General features: G+C 58.4%; 5 protein-coding genes. All 5 read left to right on the top strand.

Going from position 1 to position 12,558, the window contains the following annotated elements; genetic code table 11:
- Positions 1–268 precede the first annotated feature (268 nt).
- The 5 genes from ASU33_RS06600 to ASU33_RS06580 all read left to right on the top strand — a co-directional run bounded on the left by ASU33_RS06600 (position 269) and on the right by ASU33_RS06580 (position 12,540).
- Entirely contained in the window at positions 269–4,171 is a 3,903-nt protein-coding gene (locus ASU33_RS06600; RefSeq protein ID WP_059069472.1) for a DUF7948 domain-containing protein, read from the top strand.
- Positions 4,172–4,275: 104 nt separating this feature from the next.
- Positions 4,276–4,749: a ribosome maturation factor RimP gene (gene rimP, locus ASU33_RS06595; protein ID WP_286130422.1), complete on the top strand. Its 474-nt coding sequence runs from the start codon at positions 4,276–4,278 to the stop codon at positions 4,747–4,749.
- Between the two features lie 102 nt (positions 4,750–4,851).
- Positions 4,852–6,144: a transcription termination factor NusA gene (gene nusA / locus ASU33_RS06590; RefSeq protein WP_059069470.1), complete on the top strand. Its 1,293-nt coding sequence runs from the start codon at positions 4,852–4,854 to the stop codon at positions 6,142–6,144.
- A gap of 149 nt (positions 6,145–6,293) precedes the next feature.
- On the top strand, positions 6,294–9,389 hold the full coding sequence (gene infB / locus ASU33_RS06585; RefSeq protein WP_059069468.1) for a translation initiation factor IF-2: 3,096 nt from the start codon (positions 6,294–6,296) through the stop codon (positions 9,387–9,389).
- A 145-nt stretch (positions 9,390–9,534) separates the two neighbouring features.
- On the top strand, positions 9,535–12,540 hold the full coding sequence (locus ASU33_RS06580; protein ID WP_078062932.1) for a 7TM diverse intracellular signaling domain-containing protein: 3,006 nt from the start codon (positions 9,535–9,537) through the stop codon (positions 12,538–12,540).
- The last annotated feature ends 18 nt before the right edge of the window (positions 12,541–12,558 follow it).

The following is a 12,558-nucleotide window of genomic DNA, read 5'->3' as shown; positions in this document are numbered from 1 at the left end:
TGCAACAGCGTAAACAGCACGGGGCGGCAGGTGATGTACCTGCCGCCCCGTGCTGTTTTGCACCTAGGGGTATCCAAGACGTGCATTATCTCTGAGAATCAATGGCCAAAGCCAACCTACTCATTACTACTCGCATAATAATTTAATCCTGACTTGGGTGCTGATACCGGCGCATAAGTGTGTGTAGCTTTGCTTGATTATACCACCTCTGGTTACAGGCTTCATTGTTTCGAGATACTTCTAGCCAGATTCTTTTTCTACCTATCCCATGTTTTCTTCGGCCTCGTACCGGAGCCTTGTGGCTTGCTGGTTGCTGCTATTAACTGCCGTTGCAGCAACAACATCAGCCTCGGCAGCACCTGCTCCGGCACAGCACCTCGAGTTTATTCCTAACCAAGGGCAATGGCCGCAACCGGTGCGCTACATGGCTCCGCTGGTACACGGCCGTATGTTTTTGGAAGCAACCGGCTGGACGTATGCTTTTTCCGAACCCATCGATCCGCACACCAAGCCTGCCGATCCTCACCCGCAGGATATCCGGGCCCATGCTGTGCGCATGGAGTTTGTAAATGCTCGGCCTAACCTGGAGCTGCGGCCCAATACTCCCTCCGGCGAGGTGCGCAACTACCTGTTGGGCAACGACCCCAAGAACTGGGCACAACAAGTAGGCAGCTTCCGCGAGATGCGCTACCTCGGTGTTTGGCCCGGCATTGATGTGCGCCTCTACGAAAACGCCCAGCAGCAACTCGAATACGATTACGAAGTAACACCGGGCGCTGACGTATCTCTGATTCAGCAGCGCTACACCGGCGCCGAACAGCTGAGCCTAGGTAAGGGCGGTACCCTCCAAATTCGGACTTCGCTGGGCACGGTGACGGAGCTGGTGCCGCGGGCGTGGCAGCTGGGGGCGGGCGGGGAGCGGCAACCGGTGAGTTGCCGCTACGTGCTGCGGGGCCAAGAGGTGAGCTTCGCGCTGGGCCGCTACGACCGCGCCCGGCCCTTGCTCATCGACCCCACCGTGGTCTTCTCCACCTTCACCGGCGCCTCCGCCGACAACTGGGGCTTCACGGCCACCTACGACCAGCAGGGAAACATGTACTCCGGCGGTATCGCATTCGGCTTGGGGTACCCTACCACGGCCGGCGCCTACAGCACCACTTTCGGCGGTAACATCGACATTGCCATCATCAAGTACAACACGGCCACCACGGGGGCGGCCTCCCGCGTGTGGGCCACCTACCTAGGCGGCAGCAGCTCCGATTACCCGCAGAGTTTGGTAGTGAACAACCGTGGCGAACTGGTAATCCTGAGCACCACTGGCTCGGCCAACTACCCAACCACTACCGGCGCCTACGACCGCACTTTTGCCGGGGGCCCATCCATCAGCCCATACGGCTTCGGCGACCCGCTCTACACCATCTCCCAAGGCACCGACCTGGCCATTACCAGCCTGAATGCTTCTGGCTCTGCGCTGGTGGGCTCCACCTACCTAGGGGGCACCAGCACCGAAGGCCTAAACCTGCGCACTGGTATGACTGCCGAATTGATGCGCAACTACGGCGACCAGTTTCGCGGCGACGTGCTGGTTGATGCTAACGATAATATCTACATCGCCTCGAACACAGCCTCGCCCGATTTCCCCACCCGCAACAATTTTCAGGCGGCGCGCGGGGCGGGGCTCGATGCGGTGGTGTGTAAGCTCACGCCTACTCTTACCGATATTCTGTGGAGCAGCTACCTAGGCGGCGGCAACCCCGACGCAGCCTACTCGCTTCAGCTTGACGCGGCGGGTAAGCTCTACGTGTGCGGCGGCACCACCAGCGTCAACTTCCCTACCACGGCGGGGGCACTACAAACCGCTCACCGCGGTGATGTTGACGGTTTTGTGGTTCGGATTAGTGCCGATGGTAGCAAAATGGAACGCTCTACTCTGCTGGGCACGGCGCAGTACGATCAGGCCTACTTTGTTCAGCTTGATGCCAACGGCGATGTATACCTACTAGGGCAAAGCCTAGGTCAGTATCCTGTTACCACTGGCAGGTACATCAACCCCAACAGTCGGCAGTTCATTCATAAGCTCAACGCCGAACTCAGCGCCACTGAATTTTCGACGGTATTCGGCTCGGGCCGTCCAACCATCGACATTTCGCCAACGGCATTTCTGGTCGACCAATGCAACCGCATTTACGTGAGCGGTTGGGGCGGCAACACCAATTCTGGCTATGGCAACGGCAGCACGCACAACCTGGCCACCACAGCCGGGGCCGTACAGCCCACCACCGATGGCAGCGACTTTTATCTAATGCAGCTGGCTGAAGATGCCACCCACCTTGAGTACGCAACTTTCTTCGGTGGCTCAAGCTCCGAGCACGTCGATGGCGGTACCTCGCGCTTCGATCGGCGGGGGTTTGTGTACCACGCAGTGTGTGCTTGCGGCGGCAGCAACGCCACCTTCCCGATTCCGCCCGGCGCAGGCACCTACAGCACCCGCAACGGCTATTCCAACTGCAACAACGCGGCCTTCAAGTTCGATTTTGAACCACAACGCGCCGTGGTGGGCCCCGACCGTGACGTATGCCTTGGCGTGGGCCTCGAACGCCTTGATGGCTCGCCGGCGGGTGGCACATGGGCAGGGCCAGGCGTTAGCGGCTCGGTTAGCACCGGCTACTTCTTCGACCCCGCGGCCGTGGGATTGGGCCAGAGCGCCACGCTTACCTACACGGTGTACAACAACCTGTGCCAAAGCCAAACCTCGCTGCGCCTCACGGTAGTGGCGGCGCCTACGGTGCAATTCGAGCCGCCCCAAACCGAGGTGTGCCTCAACTCGCCTGCCATGCCGCTCACGGCCACCCCGGCAGGCGGCATATTTTCGGGCCCGGGCGTGGTGCGCGACAGTTTTTTGCCGACCGCAGTTGGCCCCGGGCTGCACACAATTACCTACACCTACACCCTAGGTGGTTGCACCGTCACGATCAATCGGCAGGTATCGGTGGTACAAGCCGTAGCCGGGCCCGATCTGAGCATCTGCCAACCCAGCGCGCCGGTGCGCCTAGGTGGCTTGCCGGCGGGCGGCACCTGGACTGGGCAGCATGTTACGGGCTCGGCTGCCACGGGCTACTTCTTCGCGCCACCCCCCACGGCGCAAGGTTCTTTCGTGCTTAACTACAGCTATACCACCAGCAGCGGGTGTGTTAGCCAACGGGCGCTGCAGGCCTACGTGTACCCGGCGCCGTACACGCCTACCCTCGCCCGCACCAATTTCTGCACCACCGAAACTGCCCCAGTTTACCTACCTGGTGGCGCAAACTGGAGCGGCCGCGGCGTGCAGGGCCCTGGCTGGCCGGGCTTCACGTTCACGCCGTCGTTGGCCGGGCCGGGGCAGCACACCCTGTCGTATATCACGGTGTCGGGCCCGTGCGAAAACCGTGGTACGGTGGTAGTATCGGTGGGCACTCCGCAAACCCTCACGTTGCCGCCCGATACGTTACTATGCCCAGGCTCTACCCAACCCTTCCGCCTACGTGCGCAGCCCCTAGGCGGTACGTGGTCGGGGCAGTACGTAACAGCTAACGGGGTATTCACGCCGCCACCTGGTTTTGTGGGTACTGCCACCCTTACCTACACCTTCAACAACGGCGGGTGCGTCAGCACGGCTACGCGATGGGTGGGCGTAGCCGCCATGCCGGCTTTCGCGCCTAGGTGGCATGCTGCTAACTGCCCCACCGACAGGCAAGCACCGCTGCAGGTGCAATTTAGCGGCGTTGACGCCAGCGACGCCCTCTGGGATTTTGGCGACGGCACCACCAGCACCGAGCTTCGCCCCACGCATGTGTACAGCCAACCCGGCCGTTATCAGCCTAAGGTTATCATGTACTTCAACGGCCGGCTATGCCACCGCGAGCTTCAGCTTGCTCCCATCGAAGTGCTCGAAACCAAACCCATTCCGAACATTATCACTCCCAACGCCGATAATAAAAACGACGTGTTTGAGGTGTCGGCGGGCTGCCCACCCAGTTTGCAAGTGTTTTCGCGCTGGGGCAAAAAAGTGTACGAAGATGCAGCTTACCGCAACACCTGGGGCGGCGGCAACCAGCCGGCCGGCACCTATTATTACCTCTTGCGCTACGTTGATGGCCGCACGGCAAAAGGCTGGCTCGAGATTCAGCGTTGACGATACTCCTTGCGTTTCGCCTCCAAAAGTTGTATATTTGCAGTACTTAATCGTAATCAGAAGAGGGGACGCGTAGTCCCCTCTTTCTTTTACTACCCAACTCCATGAGCTTCGAACGTACCCGCATACAACAAATGCTAGAGGCCAGCTTACCCGGCCCCGAGTACTTTGTGGTGGGCCTAACGGTGAGCGACACGGCTGTCCGTCCGAAAATCACGGCTACCATCGACGGCGACCAAGGCATCGGCATCGGTGAGCTTGGCTCCATCACGCGCCGCCTTACCCGCCAAATCGACGAAGCTTATGGCGAAGATGCTGCCTACTCGCTGGAGGTTACCTCGCCCGGAGCCGATCAGCCGCTGGTAAGTCCTCGTCAGTATGCGCGCCACGTCGGCCGCACGCTCAGCCTTAAATTGGCCGGCGGCACCGAAAAAACCGGCACCCTCGAAGAAGCCACCCCCGAAGGCATTATGCTGAGCGAGGTGGTGAAAGAAAAGAACAAGAAAAAGACCCTTGACCCTGCTTTGGTGCCGTTTGCGGATATCAGCGAGGCGAAAGTGGTCATCTCATTCAAGTAAATTACCGACTGGTTTATTGTTGCCCAGATAGTTAGCATCTTGCCTAGGTATTAGGCACCTGCTTCTGAAGTAGCAACAATACGGCATTCAATCACCACCCATATGAACACGCTCAACCTCATCGAGTCGTTCTCGGAGTTTGCCAAGTTCAAGAACATCGACCGTCCTACCATGATGAGCATCCTCGAAGAGGTGTTCCGGACGATGATTCGCAAGAAGTACAACGACGACTCCAACTTCGACGTCATCATCAACCCCGACAACGGCGACTTGGAAATCTGGCGTAACCGCGAAATCGTGGACGACGAATCCGAGGACATCTGGGACCACGACAAGATTCCGCTGGCTGAGGCCCGCAAAATCGAGCCCGACTTTGAGGTAGGCGAAGAGGTATCGGAGCAGGTGAAGCTCGAAGAGTTTGGCCGCCGCGCTGTGCTTATGGCCCGTCAAACCCTCATTCAGCGCATCAAGGACCTCGAGCGCGATAACCTGTACCAGAAGTACAAAGACATGGTTGGCGAAATCATCGCCGGCGAGGTGTACCAGGTATGGGGTCGCGAAACACTGGTGCTCGACCAGGAAGAGAACGAACTGAGCTTGCCCAAATCGGAGCAGATCCCTAAGGACCGCTACCGCAAGGGCGACACTATTCGGGCGGTAGTACACCGCGTGGATGTTCTCAATGGTGCTCCGAAAATCATTCTGTCGCGCGCGGCTCCGGCTTTCTTGGAGCGCTTGATGGAGCAAGAAGTGCCCGAAATCTTTGATGGCCTGATTACCATCAAAAACATCGTGCGCGAACCCGGCGAGCGTGCCAAAGTAGCCGTTGAGAGCTACGATGACCGCATCGACCCAGTAGGTGCTTGCGTGGGCATGAAAGGCTCGCGTATCCACGCCGTGGTGCGCGAACTCGAGAACGAGAACATCGACATTATCAATTACACCGACAACCTCGAGCTGTACATTCAGCGTGCGTTGTCGCCAGCCAAGATTTCATCGATGAAAATCAATGAACAAACTGGCCGGGTTTCGGTGTTCTTAAAACCAGACCAAGTGTCGCTGGCAATTGGCCGGGGTGGTGCCAACATCAAACTGGCTTCCCGCCTTGTAGGCATGGAAATCGACGTGTTCCGCGAAGCCGACTCTTATGAAGAGGATATCGCGCTGGAGGAATTCAGCGACGAAATTGACCAGTGGATTATCGATGAGTTGAAGAAAATCGGCCTTGATACGGGCCGTGCCGTATTGGCTGTGAACAAAGCCGATATCGTACGCCGTACCGAACTGGAGGAGGAAAACGTAGAAGACGTTTTCCGCGTCATCCAGGCCGAATTCGACGGCGAGGATGAAGCCGCTGAGCCTGCTGAAGGCGAAGCAGCCGAGCCCAACGCATAACCGGCGGACCGGCCTCCAACGTAGGCGACCGACACCCGCTTCGGATATCATCGGCGGAAGGCCTGTCTATACTGGCAGGTTTTCCGCCGTTTGGCAATAATTAAATCGTACTTTTGCAACAAACTACGAGTATCGCACGCGACCAAAGAATGGCGGAAGCAGCAAGCAAACGACTGAAACAAGCGGCCACAGACCTGAACGTCGGGACCCACACAATTGTGGATTTTCTCGCGACGAAGGGAATTTCTGTTGAAAATAAACCCACCACCAAGCTGTCGGCCGATCAGGTTGCACTGCTGAACAAAGAGTTTGCGTCGTCGGCTCAGGATAAAGCCGAGGCTACCAAACGAAGCCAGTCGCTGCGTCATACCGAGCTTGAGCAGGCATCTCAAGCTAAGGAAGCTGCCAAGGTAGTGGCCACTCCCAAGCCAGCAGAACCGGTTACTTCGGCTCCGCAACCAGCTGCAACTCCGGCAGCGGAGGCAAAGCCCGCGTCTCCGGCACCACAGCCTGCAGCCGCTCCAACCGCGGATAATGGCCGCCCTGTGCCCGGGCTCAAGGTGCTAGGTAAAATTGAGCTTGACGCCAAAGGCCGCCCGGTTCCTCCAAAACCCGCGCAGCCTGCTGCCCCGGCTCCGGCCCCTGCACCTGCGGCTACTACAACTCAGCCTGCAGCACCTGCGCCAGCTCCGGAACCCAAGCCGGCTCCGGCTCCGCAACCTGCGCCAGTAGCTCAGCAGCCTGCTGCTCCTAAGCCTGCACCGGCACCCGCTCCGGTTGTTGCGCCAGCACCTCGGGCTGCGGCGCCGGCGCCAACTCCGGTAGCTCCTAGTGCTCCGGCACAACCTGCAGCTCCAGCGCCTGCTCCGGCTGCTGAGGCTAAGCCAGCTGTTCCGGCTCCTGTTGCCCCAGCGCCAACTCCTGCCCCAGCACCTACAGAGCCTACTCCTGAGCAAGGCACCATCATAGCCCGTGCTGACCAGCTCAAAGGCTTAACGGTACTAGGCAAGATTGAGCTGCCCACCGATGCATCGCGTCGTGGGGGTGGTAACCGTGGCGCCCGTCCGGTTGCTTCATCTGATGTTCGCAAAGCAGGCATTGGCGACAAGAAAAAGCGCCAGCGCATTGCTACGCCGGGTCCTGGTGGCCAGCAGCAAGGCCAAGGTCAGGGACAAGGGGGGAATCAGCAGCAAGGTGGCAACCGCCAAGGTGGCACTGGCAACGACCGCCCGACGCGCCCGGCAAACCAGGGCAACCGCCCGGGTGGGCACGGTGGCCGCGACAACCGCGGTGGCAACCCCAATCGTCCGGCCCCTGCTGTGTCGCCCGAACAGAGCGACAAGCAGATCCAGGACCAAATAAAGGCTACGCTGGCTCGTTTGAGCGGTGGCCGTGGTGGCAATCAGCAAAATCGCGCCAAGTACCGCCGCGACAAGCGTGCTGGCATTGCCGAAGCGCAAGAGCTGGCGCGTCAGCAGAGCGAACTGGCTTCGAAAACGCTGAAGTTGACCGAGTTTATCTCGGCCAACGACTTGGCTTCGCTGATGAACGCGTCGGTGAACGACGTTATTAAGGTGTGCTTGAACATGGGCATGTTCGTGTCCATCAACCAGCGCCTCGATGCCGAAGCCATTACGGTTATTGCCGATGAGTTTGGCTACGATGTAGAATTCCTGTCGGCTGAAGACGAGCAGGATGTGGCCATCGTTGACGAAGACGATCCTGATGCCCTACAAGACCGTGCTCCGATTGTGACCATCATGGGTCACGTCGACCACGGTAAAACGTCGCTGCTCGACTACATTCGAAACGCACAGGTGGCGAAAGGCGAGGCCGGCGGTATCACGCAGCACATTGGTGCTTACGAGGTAACCACTGAGTCGGGCCGTAAGATTACCTTCCTTGATACGCCTGGTCACGAAGCGTTTACCGCTATGCGTGCCCGTGGTGCTAAGGTGACGGACATTGCCATCATCGTGGTAGCAGCCGACGACTCGGTGATGCCGCAGACGAAGGAAGCCATCAACCACGCACAGGCTGCTGGCGTACCCATCGTAATTGCGCTGAACAAGATTGACAAACCGGGTGCAAACCCCGACAAAGTCCGCGAGGAACTGTCGGCCATCAACATTCTCGTAGAAGAATGGGGCGGTAAGTACCAGTCGCAGGAAGTATCGGCCAAAACCGGTGCCGGTATCGAGGATCTTCTCGAGAAAGTTCTGCTTGAAGCCGAATTGCTGGAGTTGAAAGCCAACCCTGACCGTCGGGCAGTAGGTTCGGTAATCGAAGCCTCGCTTGACAAGGGCCGTGGCTACGTGACCACCATTCTGGTGCAAACGGGTACGCTGAACGTGGGCGACATCGTGCTGGCTGGTCCGCACTATGGCCGCGTGAAGGCTATGACGGACCACCGCGGCAAGAAGATGAAGTCGGCCGGTCCGTCGACTCCGGTTCAGCTCCTAGGTCTGCAAGGCGCTCCGCAAGCGGGCGACAAGGTTGTGGCAATGGAAACGGAGCGCGAAGCCCGCGAAATTGCTACCCAGCGTCTGCAGCTGCAGCGCGAGCAGTCGATGCGCACCAAGAAGCACATCACGCTCGACGAGATTGGCCGCCGCTTGGCTATCGGTTCGTTCAAAGAACTTAACATCATTGTTAAGGGCGACGTGGATGGCTCGGTAGAGGCTCTGTCGGACTCGCTGCTGAAGCTTTCGACCGGCGAAGTGGCCGTAAACATCCTCTCGAAAGGTGTGGGTGCCATCTCCGAATCCGACGTGTTGCTGGCATCGGCCTCCGACGCTATCATCATCGGCTTCCAGGTGCGTCCTTCGCTAGGTGCCCGCAAGCTGGCCGAGCAGGAGCAGATCGATATCCGTCTCTACTCGATCATCTACAACGCCATCAACGAGGTGAAGGATGCTATGGAAGGCATGCTTGCCCCGACGGTGCAGGAGGTAACAGTAGCTACGGTGGAGGTACGTCAAGTATTCAACATCACGAAGGTTGGTACTATCGCCGGCTGTATGGTTACGGATGGCACCATCACGCGCAACACCAAAGTGCGCTTGGTGCGCGACGGTATCGTGCAGCACACTGGCGCTATCTTGGCTCTTAAACGCTTCAAAGACGACGCGTCGGAAGTGCGCCAGGGCTACGAATGCGGTATCTCGCTCAAAGGTTTTGATGATCTGCGCGAAGGCGACATCATCGAAGGCTTTGAAGAAAAAGAAGTTAAGCGTACGCTGTAAACCAGCAACTTATTACCATACCGAAGACCCCAGCCCACAAGGCTGGGGTTTTTGTTGCAGCACAGGCAACGGCTCCGAGCTTTTTTGGCTCTATGTGCCCGGTGTGTTGTATCTTATGTGTGCGCCACCGTGACTTACTAAGCGAATGAAATACCTGTTATTCGGCGTATATCTGTGGCTAATGGCAACCTGGGCCGGTGCGGCACCTAGGACTGATGTGTTGGTGGTAGGCGACACTGCCCGTATATACTACCCTCGCACCAAAGGCTTGGTGCTAGCTACTAACCAGCCGTTGGATCTGGCGCAGGTACGCTCTGCCGAATGGAACAACCAGTTTGTACCAGCCGCCAACGCAGTTGTTCCAGCAACAGCAACGGAGGCATGGTGGCGCTACAACATTGTATCGGAGGCGCACTCAGCTACGCACTGGGTGCTGAGCACGAGCACCGAGTACATGGATGGGCTGGATGTGTACGTAGTGCAAGCCAATGGCCAAGTGGAGCACCGGCGCATGAGTTCTACTTTGCCGCACGAGCAAACCCATATTCTGCGCACGCGTCATTTCAACCTAGGGCTGAATTTGCCTCCTGGCCAAGTAGTAACCGTTTATATAAAGGCACCAGCGGGGCAAATGGTATTTCCTAGCCTGTCGGAGCAAGCGCACCTGCTGCAGCAGTACCGCGAGGGCGACTGGGCCATGGGACCTTACTTCGGGATTTTGCTGGCGCTGGCAGCCTACAACCTGCTCCTTTACTTTTCGATCCGCGACAAAAGCTATTTACTATACGTGCTGTACGTGGGCTTTTTTGCTGCCCTGCAGTTCGACATGACGGGCTATTGGCGGCAAGTGTGGCCCAGCAACTGGTCGGGCTTTGCACTGGATATGCGTCAAAACATTGTGCTGGCCTGTACCATCTTCTTCGGCACGCTCACGGCACGGGCATTTCTGGACTCTTGGCGATTGTTGCCTCGCTTCGATCGGGCCCTTAAGCTTACCTTGCTGGTAGCATGGTTGCCATTGCTTGGCCCCTTCTTTACCAACCCGAATGAAGCCCTTTGGTGGCAGGCGTTACCTGCTCTCTGGACGTGCGTAGTGTTGCTTACGGCGGGTGTACTGGTGTTGCGCACTGGGTACCGCCCCGCCAAATACTACATGGCTGGCTGGACGCTCCTGCTCGTGGCGGTGGCCAATTATTACCTAGGGCTGCTCGGCGTTACGCCGCGCACGGGTTTTTGGGCAGCGCATGGTGTGCACGTAGCGTCGGCTTTGGAAATGTTGCTGTTATCGTTTGGCTTTGCCGACCGCATCAATCTTACTAAACGCGACAAAGAGGCAGCGCAGGAAGCAGCCTTGCAGGCGTTGCAAGAAAAAGAAGCGGCCCAAAATCAGGCATTGACCGCTCTGCGCGAAACGCAGCACGCCCAAGAAGTAGCCTTAGTTGTTTCGCGCGAGAAAGAAGAACTACAGGAGCGTACCAACCACGAACTGGCCGAACGCGCAGCCGAGTTGCAGCGTGCTTACCAAGAGCTACACGAAAGCATCCGCACCTCACACCACCTGCAGGAGCTCGACGAACTCAAAACCAAGTTCTTCACCAATATTTCGCACGAACTACGCACGCCGCTTACGCTTATCATCAGTCCGCTGGAGCAACTGCTTAGCGAGGCACAGCAGCAACCTGACCAGCCTGCTCCGCCTGAGTACGTTCTGATGCTGCGCAACGCGCGCCGGCTGCTGCAGCTTATTAACCAGTTGCTTGATATTGCCCGCCTCGAAGCAGGCCAAATGCACCTAGCCGCGGCACCTGTAGATATGGTGCGCACTGTGCGCACCAGTGTTTCCTCGTTTGAGTCGTTGGCCGTGTCGCACGCAGTGGCCCTTCGCTTCGAAACCGAGCTGGACAACCTAGAGGTGTACCTCGACGCCGATCAGTTCGATAAGATTCTGTACAACTTGCTCGGCAATGCTTTCAAGTTTACGCCCGCCGGCGGCGAGGTAATCGTGAGCCTAGGTCAGCAAGCCGGGCGAGCGGTGCTGCGCGTGCAGGATACGGGCGTAGGCATACCGGCCGAGCACGTGCCACTCATTTTCGACCGCTTTCATCAGGTTGATGATACGCAAACCCGGCGGCACGAGGGCTCGGGTATTGGCCTGGCACTGGTGAAAGAGCTGGTAACGCTCCACCATGGCAGCATTCGGGTGTCGAGTGCCCTAGGTGAAGGAACCACCTTTGTGGTTGAGCTGCCTTTGGGCAACGCGCACCTACAGCCTAACGAAATACGCCCGGCCATGGCAGCCTCTGCAACCAACGCAGGCTTTGCCGTATCCCTCCCCGATTTCATCGATCAACCGGATACTGCCCTCACGGTAGCTCCCTCCGATGCGCGCCCGTTGGTGTTGGTGGTCGAAGACAACCCCGAGGTGCGCGACTACATCCGCACGTGCTTGGCTACCGAGTTTCGGGTGCGCACTGCCAACGATGGCGAGCAAGGCTTGGCTTTGCTGAAGGACCTAGAGCCGGATCTAATCGTTTCGGACTTAATGATGCCCGTACTCGATGGGCTTGAGCTGTGCCGCCGCATTCGCGAAGACGAGCACACCTCACATATTCCGGTGATATTGCTGACGGCCCGCGCCGGCGACGAAGCCCGCCTGACCAGCTTTGGCTTGGGTGCCGACGAGTACCTGACCAAACCTTTCCACCCAGAGGAGCTGCGCGTCCGCATCCATAACTTGGTGCAGCAGCGCCGCTTGCTGCGGCAGCGTTTCGGCCGCGAGGTTACGCTGCAGCCCCGCGACATCAGCATTACCTCCGCCGACGAAACGTTTCTCAACCGTGCCATGGCCGTGGTTGAGCAGCACATGGCCGATACTGAGTTCAGCGTGGAGCGGTTTGCCGACGAAATGGCTATGAGCCGGGTGCAGCTGCACCGCAAGCTAAAAGCCCTCACCGACCAACCTACTTCGGAATTTGTGCGCACGGTTCGGCTGCGGCGGGCGGCGGTGCTACTCCAAGGCCACGCCGGCAACGTAGCCGAAGTAGCCGAAGCCGTTGGGTTTGCCAACCTGTCTTACTTCAGCAAATGCTTCCGCGAGTTGTACCGGCAGTCGCCTTCGGAGTATGCTACACAGGCAATAGCGACCAACTAATTGCCGTAACCTTGCCTC

This window comes from Solirubrum puertoriconensis (genome assembly GCF_001483135.1).
In the GTDB taxonomy this organism is placed as follows: domain Bacteria; phylum Bacteroidota; class Bacteroidia; order Cytophagales; family Hymenobacteraceae; genus Solirubrum; species Solirubrum puertoriconensis.
This window is presented reverse-complemented; position numbering and strand designations above follow the sequence as displayed.